The sequence below is a fragment of the Methanobrevibacter acididurans genome (assembly GCF_046197875.1).
Taxonomy (GTDB): Archaea; Methanobacteriota; Methanobacteria; order Methanobacteriales; family Methanobacteriaceae; genus Methanobrevibacter_A; species Methanobrevibacter_A acididurans.
In genome coordinates this window covers 1,540,126-1,557,735 of record NZ_CP166991.1, presented here as the reverse complement: position 1 = coordinate 1,557,735, position 17,610 = coordinate 1,540,126, and the positions used below count along the sequence as shown (strand labels likewise).

Annotated in this window: 20 protein-coding genes; 15 read left to right on the top strand and 5 right to left on the bottom strand. The window is 26.0% G+C overall.

Going from position 1 to position 17,610, the window contains the following annotated elements:
• Positions 1–5: 5 nt before the first annotated feature.
• A complete protein-coding gene (gene purB, locus ACA135_RS07725; protein ID WP_409198173.1) occupies positions 6–1,355 on the bottom strand; it encodes an adenylosuccinate lyase in 1,350 nt (449 codons plus the stop codon).
• Between the two features lie 254 nt (positions 1,356–1,609).
• Between purB and ACA135_RS07720 the strand changes: the two genes are divergently transcribed.
• Genes ACA135_RS07720 through ACA135_RS07705 form a run of 4 tightly spaced genes read left to right on the top strand, consistent with a single transcriptional unit; the run spans position 1,610 to position 4,350 of the window.
• On the top strand, positions 1,610–1,828 hold the full coding sequence (locus ACA135_RS07720; protein ID WP_409198172.1) for a helix-turn-helix transcriptional regulator: 219 nt from the start codon (positions 1,610–1,612) through the stop codon (positions 1,826–1,828).
• A 27-nt stretch (positions 1,829–1,855) separates the two neighbouring features.
• Positions 1,856–2,608, top strand: coding sequence for a DUF4013 domain-containing protein (locus ACA135_RS07715; protein WP_409198171.1), 753 nt, complete (start codon positions 1,856–1,858; stop codon positions 2,606–2,608).
• Entirely contained in the window at positions 2,608–3,501 is an 894-nt protein-coding gene (locus ACA135_RS07710; protein WP_409198170.1) for a DUF4013 domain-containing protein, read from the top strand. The genes ACA135_RS07715 and ACA135_RS07710 overlap by 1 nt, the downstream gene beginning before the upstream one ends.
• Before the next feature lie 18 nt (positions 3,502–3,519).
• Positions 3,520–4,350: an undecaprenyl-diphosphate phosphatase gene (locus ACA135_RS07705; protein WP_409198169.1), complete on the top strand. Its 831-nt coding sequence runs from the start codon at positions 3,520–3,522 to the stop codon at positions 4,348–4,350.
• Between the two features lie 88 nt (positions 4,351–4,438).
• Here the strand turns inward: ACA135_RS07705 and ACA135_RS07700 are convergent, their stop codons facing one another.
• The gene (locus ACA135_RS07700) at positions 4,439–4,822 is read right to left on the bottom strand and encodes a hypothetical protein (RefSeq protein ID WP_409198168.1); all 384 of its coding nucleotides are present in this window, start codon (positions 4,820–4,822) and stop codon (positions 4,439–4,441) included.
• Positions 4,823–5,081: 259 nt separating this feature from the next.
• Between ACA135_RS07700 and ACA135_RS07695 the strand changes: the two genes are divergently transcribed.
• Entirely contained in the window at positions 5,082–5,801 is a 720-nt protein-coding gene (locus ACA135_RS07695; protein WP_409198167.1) for a hypothetical protein, read from the top strand.
• Positions 5,802–5,804: 3 nt separating this feature from the next.
• Here the strand turns inward: ACA135_RS07695 and ACA135_RS07690 are convergent, their stop codons facing one another.
• The gene (locus tag ACA135_RS07690) at positions 5,805–6,413 is read right to left on the bottom strand and encodes a site-2 protease family protein (RefSeq protein WP_409198166.1); all 609 of its coding nucleotides are present in this window, start codon (positions 6,411–6,413) and stop codon (positions 5,805–5,807) included.
• A gap of 204 nt (positions 6,414–6,617) precedes the next feature.
• Here ACA135_RS07690 and trpE point away from each other — a divergent pair, with 204 nt between their 5' ends.
• The 8 genes from trpE (at position 6,618) to ACA135_RS07650 (ending at position 15,188) form a co-directional block, all read left to right on the top strand.
• On the top strand, positions 6,618–8,126 hold the full coding sequence (gene trpE, locus ACA135_RS07685) for an anthranilate synthase component I (RefSeq protein ID WP_409198165.1): 1,509 nt from the start codon (positions 6,618–6,620) through the stop codon (positions 8,124–8,126).
• A complete protein-coding gene (locus tag ACA135_RS07680; RefSeq protein WP_409198164.1) occupies positions 8,123–8,737 on the top strand; it encodes an anthranilate synthase component II in 615 nt (204 codons plus the stop codon). Before trpE ends, ACA135_RS07680 begins: the two co-directional genes overlap by 4 nt.
• Before the next feature lie 22 nt (positions 8,738–8,759).
• Positions 8,760–9,776 carry an anthranilate phosphoribosyltransferase gene (gene trpD, locus ACA135_RS07675; RefSeq protein WP_409198163.1) on the top strand — a complete coding sequence of 339 codons (1,017 nt, stop codon included), beginning with the start codon at positions 8,760–8,762 and terminating at the stop codon, positions 9,774–9,776.
• A 51-nt stretch (positions 9,777–9,827) separates the two neighbouring features.
• A complete protein-coding gene (gene trpC / locus ACA135_RS07670) occupies positions 9,828–10,610 on the top strand; it encodes an indole-3-glycerol phosphate synthase TrpC (protein ID WP_409198162.1) in 783 nt (260 codons plus the stop codon).
• A gap of 21 nt (positions 10,611–10,631) precedes the next feature.
• Positions 10,632–11,258, top strand: coding sequence for a phosphoribosylanthranilate isomerase (locus tag ACA135_RS07665; RefSeq protein ID WP_409198161.1), 627 nt, complete (start codon positions 10,632–10,634; stop codon positions 11,256–11,258).
• A gap of 30 nt (positions 11,259–11,288) precedes the next feature.
• Entirely contained in the window at positions 11,289–12,470 is a 1,182-nt protein-coding gene (gene trpB, locus ACA135_RS07660) for a tryptophan synthase subunit beta (protein WP_409198160.1), read from the top strand.
• Positions 12,463–13,248 carry a tryptophan synthase subunit alpha gene (gene trpA / locus ACA135_RS07655; RefSeq protein ID WP_409198159.1) on the top strand — a complete coding sequence of 262 codons (786 nt, stop codon included), beginning with the start codon at positions 12,463–12,465 and terminating at the stop codon, positions 13,246–13,248. The genes trpB and trpA overlap by 8 nt, the downstream gene beginning before the upstream one ends.
• A 158-nt stretch (positions 13,249–13,406) precedes the next feature.
• Complete coding sequence (locus ACA135_RS07650; protein WP_409198158.1) at positions 13,407–15,188, top strand: PAS domain-containing protein; 1,782 nt, start codon at positions 13,407–13,409, stop codon at positions 15,186–15,188.
• A 36-nt stretch (positions 15,189–15,224) separates the two neighbouring features.
• Here ACA135_RS07650 and ACA135_RS07645 read toward each other — a convergent pair whose 3' ends face one another.
• Both ACA135_RS07645 and ACA135_RS07640 read right to left on the bottom strand, forming a co-directional pair.
• Complete coding sequence (locus ACA135_RS07645; protein ID WP_409198157.1) at positions 15,225–15,389, bottom strand: hypothetical protein; 165 nt, start codon at positions 15,387–15,389, stop codon at positions 15,225–15,227.
• Positions 15,390–15,472: 83 nt separating this feature from the next.
• Positions 15,473–16,321 (bottom strand): response regulator, encoded by an 849-nt coding sequence (locus ACA135_RS07640; RefSeq protein WP_409198156.1) that lies wholly within the window; start codon positions 16,319–16,321, stop codon positions 15,473–15,475.
• Between the two features lie 380 nt (positions 16,322–16,701).
• On the opposite strand from ACA135_RS07640, the gene ACA135_RS07635 reads away from it, so the two are divergent.
• Both ACA135_RS07635 and ACA135_RS07630 read left to right on the top strand, forming a co-directional pair.
• Entirely contained in the window at positions 16,702–17,310 is a 609-nt protein-coding gene (locus tag ACA135_RS07635) for a sensor histidine kinase (protein ID WP_409198155.1), read from the top strand.
• A 137-nt stretch (positions 17,311–17,447) separates the two neighbouring features.
• On the top strand, positions 17,448–17,609 hold the full coding sequence (locus ACA135_RS07630) for a preprotein translocase subunit Sec61beta (RefSeq protein ID WP_409198154.1): 162 nt from the start codon (positions 17,448–17,450) through the stop codon (positions 17,607–17,609).
• Position 17,610 lies beyond the last annotated feature (1 nt).

The window sequence follows — 17,610 nt, the reverse complement described above, 5'->3', positions numbered from 1 at the left end:
TAGTTTTAAAACCAATTTTTTGAACTTTCTAATAGTTCATTTATAATTATAGTTGATGAACCTAAATAAGTATGAGGGTTCATAATTTCTTTAACATCTTTTTTGCTTAAATATTTAGATGCATCTTTGTCTGCTAATATAAGATCTGAAAGTAATTCATTTTCTTCTTTAGCTTGGATTGCACATTTTCGTACAATACCATATGCGGTTAGTTTACCCATTCCTTTTCTAGTAAGTTCTGCCATTAATCTTTCAGCCATTATTAAACCATTTGTTAAATTTAAGTTCTTTTCTATGTTATCTTCATGGAATTCAAGATTACTTAAAAGTTTAATTCCAAGATTTAATATATAATCTGTTAATATGCATGCTTCTGGAAACATTATTCTTTCACAAGAAGAGTTTGTCAAATCTCGTTCATGCCAAAGGGGATTATTTTCCATCGCAGCTACAACGTATGATCTAATTATTCTAGAAATACCACAAATTCTTTCTGCAGTTATTGGATTCATTTTATGTGGCATGGTACTACTGCCTACTTGTTTTTTAGGGTCAAAAAATTCTCCAACTTCCATAATTTCGGTTCTTTGTAAACTTCTAATTTCAACACCTATTTTATCCATAGTTGTTGCTATGTTTGCTAAAACCATTATGAATTCGACATGGTTATCTCTTTGAACGACTTGGTTTGTTATTGTAGCAGGGGTTAATCCTAATATTTTTGAAGTTTTTTTATGTATCTCCCAACCGTCTTCTCCAAGAGCTGCAGTAGTACCCACTGCACCATCCATCATTCCAACACATACATTTTTTTTAGCATTTAATAGTCTATCATATTGTCTATGCATTTCATCTGCCCATATTCCAAATTTCATCCCATATGTTGTTGGAAGAGCGTGTTGTCCATGTGTTCGTCCTATGGTAACTAAGTCTCTTTTTTCTTCAGTTAATTTTAATAAAATTTCTGTTAATTTTTTTAGTTTATTTTCTAAGACTTCTATACTATCTTTAATTAATAAAGAATTTGAGCTATCTACTATGTCGTTGGAAGTTGCTCCAAAGTGTACATATTCTCCGGCTTCACCTTCACATTGTTCTGCTAGTCCTTTGGTTAATGCTGCTATGTCATGTTTTGTTTGAGATTCTATTTCATTAACTCTTTCTAAGGTGACATATTTTGTATTTGCTTTTGATGAAATTTCATCAGCTATATTTTTTGGTAATATATTTAGTTCTGCTTCTGCTTGTGCTAAAGCGGATTCTACATCTAATTTCTTTTGTAATTTATTTTCTGATTCCCATATATTTTTCATTTCAGGGGTTCCATATCTAAATTCAATAGGGTGTATTGCCATTTTCATACTCCTTTTTAGATTATTTATCATTGTTAATTTTTTTAATAGATTCTATTTTTTTTTTAATAGTTATTCTATTGTTATATTATTTCTTTTTTTGTTAAATATAATTAGCTATTTTCTAGTTTTTTCCATAATGTTTATATATTATGTAATCTATATTTTACATATGGAATGTATATTTTACATTTGTAATGTATTTTTAACAACCTCAATATTGAAAATTCTAGAAAAAAACCTTTGAAGGTGGTTAATTGAAAACAAAAATAAGATATATACGCCAAGAAAAGGGTATTAACCAACAAGAATTAGCAAATAAAGTTGGAGTTACTCGACAAACAATTAATGCTTTAGAAAATTCACGTTATAATCCATCTCTTATTTTGGCTTATAAAATAACCAAAGCACTAAATTGTGAGTATATTGAAGACGTATTTATCCTTGAAAATGACAATATGAATGATGAAAATTAATTAAAAATAAATAAAAATGTGATAAAAATGATACTAGATATTTATAAAGATTCATTAGAGTATTCCTTACAAGAAGGGAAAACTCTTTTAAAATTAGGAGTAATGATGTTTTTCAGCTTCTTAATACTTCCAATATTTTTGGTTTTAGGGTATTATTACCGGGTGCTAGATACAGCAACTCATGGAATGATAAATGGGGATGATAAATTACCAAAATTTGATGATTTAACCTCAATGTTTGTTGATGGATTAAAAGTATTCTTAGTTAAATTTATTTACCTTTTAATTCCATGTATAATTTTTTTAGCTAGTTTAATTATAGGTGGGCAAATATCCGGATTAAATAATAATGTAGGATCAGGGGTAATGTTTGTAGGAATAATTATATCAATTATTTTAGCTATATTATTCTATTTCTTATCAATAATGGCAGTATCTAATATGGTTGCAAATAATGGATCAATTAAAGATGCATTTGATTATAAAAGTATTTGGAAAATAATATCTAATGTAGGATGGTTAAGATATATAGGATTCTATTTAGGACTAATAATTATAATTACAGTAATTTCAATCATTGTAGGTATAATTTTAGCATTAATATGGATTACATTAGGTATATCTGGAGCATTTGTAAGTGCATTTGGTTTGAATATAGGGTTAATTATAGGTTTATTAATAACTATTTCAGTTTACTTATTCTTGATATCTCCATATTTAACTATATTTGAAAGTAGGGCTATTGGATTAATTTATGAACCTTTAGACGGTGATGACTAATGAGTGTAACAGATGTTTTAAAAGAAAGTTTACATTATCCTTTCATTGAAAAAGAAAAAATAATAATTTTAGGAATATTTTATGCTTTAATAAGTGCAATTAATTTAGGGATATCATATCTTATTTCAACACCACTTATGACTTCAAGTAGTTCTACTTTAATAAATGAAACTGCAACTACTTTTTATCAACAGATTAACCATATTTTTGCACAAATTCCAACTACAAATTTATATGAATCTATAATTTTAGGAATCTTAATGATTTTATTGGGAATTTTAGCAACAGGATATGACTATAGAGTAATAAAAGAAGCTATAAATAAAAATAATTTTTTACCTAAATTTAATAATTTTTTATTAATGTTTATTGAAGGATTAAAAATAACAGTTGTAGAAATTGCATATGATATTTTGCCTATTATACTTTTAGTAACTGGGTTTTATATCATGACATATGGAGGCATATTTTTAACAATTGGATCCATATTGTCATGTGTTGGAATAATATGTGCAATATTAATGGTATTAATTCAAATAATGGCAATAAATCACATGATTGCAAATGATGGAAAAATAACTTTTGCATTTAAAGTTAAAGATATTTTAAATATTATTAATTCAATTTCTTGGATTAGGTATATTGGAGCATTATTTATGCTTGTTATTATTTGTGTAATTATTGGAATCGCTGCGAGCATGATTATTTCATTCATTATGCTTGGTGTAATGATGATTAGTTCTCAAGTTATTTTAACTAGTTTAGTCACTTTAGTAATCATGGGATTGTTTATAACTCCCTTCTTATCATTATTCTGTGATAGGACATTAGGTTCTCTTTATAATGAAAGAGTAAAAGATTTAAATGTTGATGAAAAATATATAATAAAATAATTTTTGATGTGATTTTTTATGGATATTATACAAGCAATTATTATTGGTTTGGTTCAGGGTTTAACTGAATTTCTCCCAGTGAGTAGTTCAGCTCACCTTGTTTTCATTCAACATTTATTAGGACTTACAGATTCCAGTATTGCTTTTGATGTATTATTACATGTTGGTACTCTTGTTGCTGTTGTTGTGTACTTTTTTAAAGATATTTGTTTAATGATTTATGCATTTTTCCTAAGTTTGAAAGATTTATTTACTGGAAAATTCATGAAAGGAGTTAAGGAAGAACCTTATAAAAAGCTCGCATGGCTTGTTATTATTGCAACAATACCTGTAGGGGTGGTGGGATTATTATTTAATGATGCAGTAACCGCATTATTCACAGGAATAACAATACCAGCATTCTTTTTATTAATAACTGGAGTGTTATTATATGTTTCACAAAGAATGAATACTGGAAAAATAGATGAATCTAATATTGGATTGAAAGAATCCATAATAATGGGTTGTGGACAAGCAATAGCAGTCATGCCCGGATTATCCAGATCAGGAACCACTATAGCTGCAGGATTATTCTCAGGTTTAGATAAAGAATTTGCAGCAAAATTCAGTTTCATACTATCAATACCAGCAATACTTGGAGCAGCAGTAGTGCAATTAAAAGACCTACCAGCAATGGATGCAAACATAGGAGCATACATAGCAGGATTTATAGTAGCAGCAATATCAGGATACCTAGCAATCAAATTCTTACTCAAAATCATACAAGAAAAAAGCCTAGATGTATTCGCATACTACTGTTGGATAGTAGGAATAATAGTACTAATAGGAAGCTTAGCACTAGGATGGTAATACTTTTTATATTGTGTGCACAAAAATAAAAAAAGGGTTTTTATAAACTCCTACTTTTTATTAAATTTTTTATTAATAAACATTTTATTTAATCCATTTGTATCTCTGTTAAATCATAAATTGCATCTAAAAATTTATCTAAAACAGATATTAATTTATTACCTATATACAGTGTAGGATCTAAGTTTGTCCCTGTAGATTCAATTATTTTATTATTAAATGATATATTAATTTCCCATTTATACCCGTCAGTTAATATGCAGCGATTATAACTTTCTTCTAAATCCCAAATTCCTATTTGTTCTATTTTTTCCCAAAAAGATTCCCATTCCTTTTTTGATGGTTCAATTATTTTATTATTTGAGCTAATAAAGATTAGTTGTGTTTTATTTAATAATTTTAATACTTTTTTTCCTTTTGTTGCGCTATAATAACTTATATACATTTTTTCAGGTAGAACTTCTTGTGTCATGTTTTTCCTTATGAATTTTTAAAAGATTTAATTTAATATATTGTTGTTATTAAAATTATAATTTGAGTTTATTCCAAAAATTTTTTATTAATAAAATATAAATTTCAGAATGGTTATTTAAATCTTCTTATTTTTTTAATTTGATTATTTAATTAATTACTTTTTTATATAATTTATTTTAATAATTTATTAAATTATTCTTAAATTTTTGTAATCTATTAATTAATATTTTTTAAAAATTATTATAGAGGCTGGAATTGTGAAAAGTAGTAAAAATGATTTAATTAAAAGGGGTTGGTTTGATGAATCTCAAATTTCTAAATTTTTAAATTTAGATTTAAATAGTCTTTTAAATTTATTAAAATCTGATAAACCGAATGAACGATCTATTGCTTCTTTCTTGTTAGGTGTTAAATTTAATGTTAATAATAAAGAAATTTATAAATCTTTAATTGATGCATTGTTAAATGAGTCTGCATTATATGCTAGAATTGAGATATCTAAAGTTTTAGAAAAAGGTGATTGCTCTGTTGCTGAGTATATGGTTAATTTTCTGGCTAAAATTGGAAATAATCAATATAAAAAATTGCCGAAAAAAGTTTCTAAGAAAGTCAGTTATCCTTTACCTAGAGACATTATTGCTAGAATTTTAGGTAAAATGGATAAGGCTAATTTTTGTATTTTGATATATTCTTTAACTAAATGTACTACTGAACAATTACATGAGTTATTAGATTCTATTGGATTTATGATTTTTTATAATCCTAGTTTAGTTAATTTAAAAAATTTTAATATTATCATAGGTTTATTTAATAAATATAAAGATGATGAAATAATGGTTTGGAAATTAATCACAGTTTTATCTGCTTTTAATATTGGTGAAAGTAAACTTTTTTTATTAAAAACTAAAGATAATTTTTCTAATAAAGTGCTTGTTTTAGAATGTGAACGTTCTCTTAGATTGATATGTACTAAATAATTGTTAGTATATTCCGAACATTCCTCCAAACGCTATTATTGCAGCAATGGCTATGCTTACAAACCAAATTAGTGGGTTCCATTTAATTATTTTTGCTCCATCTAAGATACCTAATGGTATTAAATTAAAGAATGCTAAGTAACCATTTATTATGAATCCGAATGTGCAAGTTATATTTGTGAAACTTCCTATGGCTTGGGGGTTCATTGCTGTGTATACGGAGTTTATTATTAAAAATATTAAAGCGAGTAATATATTTACTACTGGTCCAGATAAAGATATTATTCCATTTTCTTTTTCATTAATTTGTCCATAAATATTTACTGCACCGGGGGTTGCTATTAAAAATCCAATAAAAGCACTTAATAATGATATTATTAACCCTATTGGCCAAGCTTTAAATTCTGCCCAGTATCCATAGTATATTGCACTAATTTTATGTCCAATTTCATGTAATATAAACCCTGAACCTACACCTATCATTATCATAGGTAATATTGCTATGATATAATTAATATTTGTTTTTCCATAGACAATTGAGAATCCTAAAGATATAACAATAAATGCAATTATTAAATCTATTGTTTCATGTTTTGTAAATTTTACATTCATAATATTATTAATTCTTTATTTTGTGTTATATATTTTTTGCATTTATTTTTCCTTTAAAATTATTATGCAAGTTTTTAATCTATAATGTATAAAATAGTACTATAAAGATTTAAATAGTACATTTGCATATATTTATATACATCCATATTTATTATTAAAATTATAATAAAATATAAGCAAGAAAAATTAAAAGAGGATTTAATAATGTATTACCCTGATATAAACGAAATTAAAGAGATAGCAAAAAACAAATCTTATAAAAGAATACCTTTAAGTTATGAATTATATTCTGACATTGAAACACCAATAGAAGTTATGCGAAAATTAAAAAATGTAAGTAAACATTGTTACATGTTAGAAAGTATTGAAGATACAAAAAATTGGGGAAGATATACATTTTTAGGCTTTGATCCATTAATAGAATTTACATGCCAAGATGGACAAATAACTATGAAAGGTGATTTTAGTTCTTATAAATCTAAAGATTTAAATAAGGCAAATGTTTTTACTACAAAAACTTCAAATCCTGGAAAATATATTAAACATATTATAAATGAAAACAGAACGCCTAGATTAACAAAATTGCCGCCGTTTACAGGGGGTTTAGTTGGATATTTTGCTTATGATTATATTAAATATAGTGAACCTTCATTAAATTTAAATGTAGAAAATCAAGATGGTTTTAAAGATGTTGATTTGATGTTGTTTGACAAAGTAATAGTTTTTGATAATTATAAACAAAAAATGATTATTATAATTAATATGCAAACTGATAATTTATTAGAAAATTATGAAAAGGGTCAAAAAGAATTAAAAAAAATTGTAAAAATTATTAAAGATGGAAAACCAGCAAAAATTGAAAATTTAAAATTAAAATCAGAATTTCAACCTTCATTTTCTAAAGAGGAATATTGTGATATAGTTGAAAAAGCTAAAAATTATATTAAAGAAGGTGAAATATTCCAAGTTGTTCCATCTAATAAAATTGAAGCGGATATTGAAGGAAGTTTATTTGATACATATAGAGTTTTACGTACAACAAATCCTTCTCCATACATGTTTTATTTTTCAAGTGATGACATAGAAATTGCAGGAGCATCACCTGAAACCCTTGTCAAGTTAAAAGATAATAAAGTATATACTTTTCCATTAGCAGGTACAAGACCAAGAGGTAAAACAGAAAAGGAAGATAAAAAATTAGAAAAAGAATTATTAAATGATAAAAAAGAATTAGCTGAGCATAATATGCTTGTAGATTTAGGAAGAAATGATATAGGCAAAATTTCAGAAATAGGATCAGTTAAAGTAGATAAATATTTGTCAGTTGAAAAATTTTCTAGAGTTATGCATTTAGGTTCAACTATTGAAGGAAAACTTAGACCAGATTTAGATTCTTTATCAGCAATAAATTCTATTCTTCCGGCAGGAACTCTTTCAGGTGCACCTAAGATAAGGGCTTGTGAAATAATTAATGAACTAGAAAACAATAAACGGGGGATATATGGTGGAGCTATAGGATATATGGATTTATCTGGAAATCTGGATACTTGTATAGCAATTAGAATTGCATTTACTCATAATAATAAAGTATTCATACGTTCAGGTGGAGGTGTAGTTGCAGATAGTGACCCTGAAAATGAGTATCAAGAAACACTAAACAAGGCTTCAGCGGTTATTAATGCTTTAAAAATTGCTAATGGAGGGATAGAATGATAGTTTTAGTAGATAACTATGACAGTTTTTCATATAATTTATATCAATATTTAGGAATTGCAATATCTAAAATTAATAATTTGGATTTAGAAATAAATTCAGATGATATTATTAAGGAAATTAAAGTTATCAGAAATGATCAATTTACTATTAATCAAATTAAAGAACTAAATCCAAATATTATAATTTTATCCCCTGGTCCAGGGAAACCGTCTAATGCTGGGATTTGTATTCCACTTGTAAAAGAATTTCAGGGCAAAATCCCAATATTAGGCGTATGTTTAGGCCATCAAGCAATATGTGAAGCGTATGGTGGAAAAATATCTTATGCAAAGGAAATAATGCATGGTAAAACCTCAACACTAAAATTAAAGAATGACCCATTATTTAAAGATTTAAATGATTCTATTCAAGCAGCAAGATACCATTCTTTAGCTTTAATAGAAAATACTTTACCTCAAGAATTAGATGTCATTGCAAGAACTATTGATGATGAAATAATGGCAGTTAAACATAAAAATTATCCTATTTACGGGTTACAGTTTCATCCAGAGTCAATTTTGACTCCTGAAGGTTTGGATATTATTACAAATTTCTTAAAAATGTTATGATTAAAAAGGAGAGAAATTAAAAATGATAAAAGAAGCTATTTTAAATTTAGCTAAAAATCAAAATATTTCTTATAATTTAGCTAAAGAATCTATGAATGAAATAATGGGAGGTAAAGCCAGTGATGTTCAAATGAGTGCTTATTTAACTGCTCTTTCTATGAAAGGTGAAACTATAAATGAAATTACAGCTTCTGCAGAAGCAATGAGGTCTCATTGTATCAAATTATTAAATGATCGAGATGTTTTAGAAATTGTTGGTACTGGTGGTGATGGATCTAATTCTTTCAATATATCTACAACAGCATCAATAGTTATTTCTTCAGCTGGAGTTCCTGTAGCTAAACATGGGAATAGGGCATCTTCTAGTAAATCTGGAGCCGCTGATGTTTTAGAAGCATTAGGTGTTAACATAAATATTTCTCCAGAGGAAAGTGCAAAAATATTAAATGAAATAAATTTATGTTTTTTATTTGCTCAAAATTATCATATTGCTATGAAATATGTGGCCCCTATTAGAAAAGAACTAGGTATTCCTACAATTTTTAATATTTTAGGTCCTTTAGCTAATCCTGCTGGTGCAACTATGCAAGTTATGGGAGTTTATGATGAATCATTAGTAAAACCTTTGACTGAAGTTCTTCATAATCTAGGTGTTAAAAAAGCATTGGTTGTTTATGGTCAAGATAAACTAGATGAAATATCAGTTAGTTCTCCTACTACTGTTTGTGAAATTAAAGGGGATGATATAATTGATTATGTAATTGAACCTGAAGAGTTTGGTTTTGAAAAATGTTCTAAAAATGATTTAGTAGGGGGGAATCCAGATTTTAATGCAGATATTACTAAATCAATTTTGGATGGAAAAAAAGGCCCTAAAAGGAATGCTGTTGTAATCAATGCGGCTGCAGGATTGTATGTTGCAGGTAAAGTTTCATCTTTAAATGAAGGGGTTATCCTTGCAGAAGAATTAATTGATAATGGAAAAGCTAGAAATCAATTAAAATTGTTTATAGATTTATCTAATAAATTTAGGAATTAAAGTTTATTATTTTCATGGAATATTATGTAGTTTATTTAGGCGTGTTTTTTAATGATTTTAAATGATATTGTGGATAAAACTAAGGAAAGGTTAAATAAAAAAGAAAAAAAAGTACCTTTAAGTGAAATTAAAAAGAAAGCAAAATTATTAAATTGTAATAAGGATTTTCCATTTGAAAAGGCTTTAAAATCTGATGATATTTCGTTTATTTGTGAAATTAAAAAGGCATCTCCTTCTAAAGGAATTATAAGTAATGATTTCGATCCTATAAAAATTGCAAAAGAATATGAAAATGCAGGAGCATCAGCTATTTCAGTATTAACAGAACCTTATTTTTTTAAAGGGGAAGATTATTATTTAGAAAGTGTTGTGGAAAATGTTAATATTCCAGTTCTTCGTAAAGATTTTATCATTGATAATTATATGATATATGAAGCAAAAATTTTAGGTGCTTCTGCAGTTTTATTTATATGTTCTATTCTGGATGAAGAAACATTAAAAGAATATATTGATATAGCTACTAATTTAGGTTTATCTTCATTAGTTGAAGCACATAATAAAAAAGAAATTAAAGTTGCTTTAAATGCAGGTGCAAAAATTATAGGAGTAAACAATAGAAATCTAAAAAATTTTACAGTAGATATTACAAATAGTATCCATTTAAGACAATTAGTACCTGAAGAAATAATATTTATTTCAGAAAGTGGTATTAAAACTGATAAAGACATTTCTGCATTGAGAAGTAATAATGTGGATGCTGTATTAATAGGTGAAACTTTAATGACAAGTTCAAATAAAAAATTTACATTAAATTATCTAAAAGGTAATAAATAGCTGTAAGAGGGGGGGCATGTTTTGACAAGAATTAAAATTTGTGGTATTAAAAGACCTGAAGATATTAATATTGTTAATAAATATAAACCGGATTATATAGGATTTGTATTTTTTAAAAAAAGCCATCGTAATATTTCTGTTATTAAAGCCCAATATTTAAATTCTTTTTTAGATACTCACATACAATGTGTAGGGGTTTTTGTTAATGAAGATTATCATAAAATTATTAAATTATTTAAATTAGGTATAATAGATTTAGCTCAATTGCACGGAAATGAAACAGAAGAATATATTAAATTATTAAAAAAAAGTGCACTTGAGAAAGTGGGTAAAGATTTAAAAATTATTAAAGCATTAGAAATTATTGATGATAAAGAAATATTTAAGTGGCAATCTTCTTGTGTGGACTATTTGTTACTAGATAATGGTAAAGGGACAGGTAAAACTTTTGACTGGACTTTAATTCAAGAAAACATTGAAAAACCATTTTTTCTTGCAGGTGGGTTAAATAGTGATAATGTTATAAATGCAATCAAAACGATAAATCCTTTTGCTGTTGATGTCAGTTCTGGTACAGAAACTAATGAAGTCAAAGATGAAGAAAAAATTAAAAAATTTATAAATAATGTGAGAAATTTATCTAAATAAATTTTATATTAAATCAATGGAAGGTTTATAATGAGTAATGGAAGATATGGGGAATATGGTGGACAATATATGTCTGAAACATTAATGAACGAATTATTAAATTTAGAGGAGAACTATAATTATTATAAAAATGATTCAAATTTTAAAAAGGAATTAAATTTTCTTTTGAAAGAATATGCGGGACGTCCTTCTTTATTGTATTATGCTAAAAGAATGACTGAAGATTTAGGTGGGGCAAAAATTTATCTTAAACGTGAAGATTTAAACCATACTGGAGCACATAAAATTAATAATGTTTTGGGTCAAATATTATTAGCTAAAAAAATGGGTAAAACTCGTATAATAGCTGAAACTGGGGCTGGGCAACATGGTGTTGCTACAGCTACTGCTGCTGCCCTCTTAAATATGGAATGTGAAATTTTCATGGGAAAAAAAGATACTGAAAGACAAGCTTTAAATGTTTTTCGTATGGAGTTATTAGGGGCTAAAGTTCATACAGTTACTTCTGGAACAATGACTTTAAAAGATGCAGTAAATGAAACATTTAGAGACTGGATTTCTAGAGTTTTTGATACGCATTATGTTATTGGTTCAACAATGGGTCCGCATCCTTTTCCAATGATTGTTCGTGATTTTCAAAGTGTAATAAGTGAAGAAGCTAAAAATCAAATTTTAAAAAAAGAGGGTAAATTACCAACAGCCGTTGTAGCTTGTGTTGGTGGGGGAAGTAATGCAATGGGATCTTTTTATAATTTCATTGATGATGATGTTAAATTAATTGGAGTGGAAGCTGCAGGTAAAGGGCTTGATACTCCTTATCATGCGGCTACTATATCTAAAGGTGAAGTGGGTATATTCCATGGTATGAAATCCTACTTTTGTCAAGGTAATTATGGTCAAATTTCGCCTGTTTATTCTATTTCTGCAGGATTAGATTATCCGGGTATTGGTCCAGAACATGCATATCTGCATGATATTAAACGAGCAGAATATGTTTCAATAACAGATGAAGAAGCTGTTGATGCATTTGAATATTTATCACGTATGGAAGGAATCATACCAGCTATTGAAAGTGCTCATGCTATTGCACATGTTAAAAAAATAGCAGGAAAAATGAATAAAGAGGATATTATCATTGTTTGTCTTTCTGGAAGAGGGGATAAAGATGTTGCATCTATAGCTAAATATAAAGGGGTGAATTTAAATGAGTAAAATACATAATGCATTTGATAATGAAAATGCTTTTATAGGTTTTTTAACTGCAGGAGATCCGTCTATTGAAAAAACAGTTGAATTTATTAAGATAATGATAAATTCAGGGGTAGATTTAATTGAAATAGGTATTCCCTTTTCAGATCCTGTTGCTGAAGGACCAGTTATTCAAAATGCTAATGTAAGGGCATTATCTAAAGAAATTAATACTGATAATGTTTTTGAAATAGTTAAAGAAGTTAGAAATTATAGTGATATTCCTTTAGTATTTTTAACTTATATTAATCCTGTTTTTTATTATGGTTATGATTTATTCTTTTCTAGATGTGAAGAATTAGGAATTGATGGTATTATTGTTCCGGATTTACCTTTTGATGAAAAAAATGAAATTTTTGATTTTGCATATTCTCATAATGTTGATATAATTTCAATGATTGCTCCAACTTCTAAAAAACGTATTGAAATGATTTCAAAAGAAGCATCAGGATTTATTTATGTAGTTTCATCATTGGGTGTTACTGGTATGCGTAGCGAGATTAAAACGGATTTAAATTCTATCATTTCTATTATAAAAAATGTTTCTAATGTTCCAACTGCAGTTGGTTTTGGAATTAATACTCCCGAGCAGGCGGAAAATATTTCAAAGATATCTGATGGTGTAATTGTTGGTAGTGCAATTGTGAAAATCATTGAAGAACACAAAGAAAATGCAGGATATTATATCGGGGAATATGTTAAATCTATGAAACAGGCGGTTTTAAAAGGTCAAAATAAGTAAATTTTTTCTAAAATATTGAAATATAAATCATTTTTTATTCTATAAATATTAATTATTTAATTTTTATTGTTTTTAATAAATATTTTAACAAATTATATAAAACATTAAGATTAAAAAAATTATTATTTATAATAAATTATTTTTAGGTTTTTAGAAAAATGATTAAATTTATTTTAAAATTTATAGGGTCTGAAGAAAAGAAAGAAGTCTTCATTGATGATCAAACATTTTTTGATTATTCTAATGGAGTTGATAATGGAATTAATGAAAGTTCCGATTCAGATTCAGCTAATTTGATATTAGATTTGGGAACAAATGATTATAAAATCAAATATTCAAATTCTTTTAATCATGTAGTTTTAAATCACATATTTAAATTTGAAATCAATCAACCTTTTTTTGAATCCCTTCCTATTTTTAAAGATTTAGGTTTAAAAGAAATTTTGGAGAATATGGAGGAGAATTCAGAGTGTAAATTCAATATTTTCATTTTTCAAGATGATGTTTTAATGCATAATTTTAAAATAACTATTATAAGAACTCCTCACTCTTATGTATGTTTATCTTCATCTATAGGAAATAAATATTTTAAACAAATTTCTCCGCGTGTTTTAAAGTCTTCATCTGAAGCTATATGTTTTATTCAAGATAAAGTAATTGTTTATGTTAATAATTCATTTGCTAATCTAATTTCAAAATCAGTAGAACAATTAGAGGGTTTAAAATTGTATCCTGGAATGAATTTTCCTGGAGCTGACGATAATCAATTATTAAAAGCATTTAACGATTTAAATGAGGGTAAATATTTTTATCATAATCAAGATTTAAAAACAAAAGTTAATGGTGTTGAATGTAGTTTTAAAATTTTTTTATCTGCAATGTCTTATAAAAATAATCCTGCAGTTTTACTTACAGCTATTGATGTTACTAAACAAAATTTATTAAATGAAATTTCATTTAATAATAATAATGAGATTCAAACTCTTAGAAGTATTGGAAATATTGCAGTGTTTAAACAAAAAATTAATAATGCGGAAATAACTTGGTCTCCTGAATATTTAACAATTATGGGTAAATTACCAACTTATAAATCACTCAAATCTGATTTATTTGATTACATTATAGATGAAGATAAAAATTTATTTGAAAAAACATGGATTAAATTTATTAGGACAAAAAATGATGCAATTTCAGAGTTTAGGATTAAAAATGATGAAGGTAAATTAAAATATTTATATTTATACTCTAAAATTCAGTATGAGAATAATGGGAAAATTGTATCAATTAATGGTTTTATCCAAGATAGGACTGAAATTAATGAAAGTAGATATAAATTATTAAATGAATTAGACCAAAGAGAAAATGCAATTAAAGAGATGCATTATGAATCTCAAAAAATATTAGATAATATTTTGAATCAAACAGATTTAAAGTTAAATACTGAAAATTTTAGCCCTAAATTCATTGTGGAAAAATCTCAGAATAGACGTAATGCTTTAAATTTAATTCAAGAAAAAATACATGAATCTCCTAATATATCTTCAATTAATGTTATTGATACATTAAATCCATTTATTAAAGTTCAATTAAAATTTTATAATGTAACTAATGTGAATTTTAATGTTAAAGTTTTAGCTAATATTTTTGTGTCCAGAAAGACAATGATTATCTTAGCATTAATAATAAATGAAATTATAGATAATATAATAAGAGAAGTTTCTACTTATCAAGAAGAAGAAGTTATAATGCGAGTAGATTTAAATGTACAGAAACATATTTCTATTTTTGTAGAAACTAGTGTTACAAATATTTATGCTCAATCTGATTTATCAACTAAAATTCTCAAATATTTAGTCAATGAATTGAAAGGTAGTTTAAAAATCAAAAGAAAAGAATTTAATACTTTAATTGATATATTTTTAGAACAAGAAAGTGTTTAATTTAAAGTTTTAATATTTCTTTAGAAAATAGAATTTTTATTTTTTTTCAGTTTGATCAAGTTCTTCTAATCTTTTTTGAAATTTTTTTATTTCTATATTTAAATCTTGTAAATTTAATAAAAGATGGCTTGCTTCAACACAGTCATCTGATTTTATAAATGAGTATATTTGAGTTAAATATTCTTTTTTTAATATTTGCAAAGAATCTTCTAAATTGATTAATGTTTCTTTATCATAATCATATATACTACTTTTATCGTTAATTTTTTAATCTCCAAAATGTTTTAATTTTTAGAATCTTTAGATTTTTTAATTGCAATTTTGATAATATACTTTAATTCACGATCATTGAATGGCTTAGATATATAACCTGAAGGTGTAGTTTTTAATGCATTTTCAATTATCTCTTTATTGGTATTTGCAGTTAAAAATATAATTGGTATATCTTTTGTTTTTTGTATTTCTTGTGTAGCTTCAATACCATTCATTTCCCCTTTCAACATTATATCCATAAGAATTAAATCGGGATTAACTTCATCAGCTTTTTTAACTGCTTCTTCTCCGTAAGCAATAGTTCCTGGAACATTATAACCAAAATCTTCAAGTCTTAATTTAATGTCTAATGCAGTAATCATTTCATCTTCAACTACTAAAATGGTATCTTTGTTTTCTTTAGAAACTTCTGCAGTTTTGTTTTCTTTTTGTTGATTTGGTTTTTTTATTGGTTTCTTTTGGGGTTGTTTTGGAATTGTTTCTTTATTTGCTGCTTCTGATTTCCCAATACTTTCTTCTATTGCGTTTTTAAATTCATTATCATCAAAGGGCTTTTTAATTACATCAACATTAGTAAAGTTTGATTCTTCAAGAATTTTTTGACCATCATGCCCAGTTAAATAAATAACATTTATTCCATCTTCTAATATTTTTTGGGATGCTTCTATTCCATTCATATCTCCTTTCAGACCAACATCCATAAGAACAAGATTTGGTTTTTTGTTTAATGCTGTTTCGATTGCTTTTTCTCCGTCTGAAACAATTCCTATAATCTCATAACCCATGTCTTCAAGACGAAATTTTATATCAGTTGCGGTTATGAGTTCGTCTTCAACAATAAGAATTTTCTTTTTGGACATCTTTTTTCTTCCTTAATATAATTCCTTAATTTAAAAGTTTTATGTGTAAAAATTTTAATTTATTAATGTTTAAAAAGAATTAAATAATTTTTTAATTATTATATCTTTTTAAAAAAATATGATATGGAAATCTTAAAATTTTAAATTTTTTATATATCTATTTATTTTTTCTGTATTGTATATAAATTTTATTATAATTTTCATTTTTATTTTTATAAATTTTTTAATAATTTAAAATTTAAATAATAAGTTTAATAGATTATACTATAATAATGAATTTTTCTCTGATATGTTTCATTTTAAAATTTTTGGAGGAATATTTAATTTGAAAAAAATTTGATTAAAAATTAAAATTTTTTTAGACTTTGGAGGAATTGATTATGGCTAGAGAATATGTGGGTGAACAAAAGCTGTTGAGAGATGTTCATCATGATGTTAAAAATAATTTGCAAGTACTTATAAGTTTATTGAATTTAGAGGGTCGTTTTGATACTTCTACAAAAAAAGAAATTATTGAAAAATCTGGTGAAAGAATTAGATCCATGGCCTTATCTCATGAAAAGGTTTATGAATCAGAAGATATTGCACATGTTAATTTAAATAGTTTTTTGACTTCTTTTGTTAGAGATATGAATGCTTTAAGTTCTCAACCTAATATTACTACAAATATTGATGCTGAGGATATTGAAGTAAAATTAGATGTTTCTATTCCTTTAGGCTTAATAATTAATGAAATTTTATCTAATACTGCAAAACATGCTTTTCCGAATAATGAGGAGGGTAATTTGAATATTAGTTTAAAAAAAGATGAATCTGATGCTATTTTAATAATAAGTGATGATGGTGTGGGAATGCCTGAGGATGTTGGTCCGGGTAATTCTTTAGGTATGACTATTATTTATAGTTTAGCTGGCCAAATAAATGCTGATTTAACTCTTGATAAAGAAAATGGTACAAAATATATTATTAAATTCCCTATTGAACAATGAAGAATTTATTCTTATTTTTTTTAACTCAAGTTTAAATAGTATAAAGAACTTATCTAAAATATAGTATATGAATTTTTTAAATTTTATTATTAAATTCAATTTTAAATTAATCAATTTAACTAATTATAGGTGTTTGAATGGCAAAGAAAGATGATAAAATGAGTATGCCTATGAGTGGTGCGGGTTTAGTAAGATATTTTGATGATGAAAGTGTAGGACCAAAACTTTCTCCTGAAGTTATCGTTGTTGTAACAATTATCTTAGCTATTTTCTGTTTCGTTTTAAGATACTCAGTTTAAA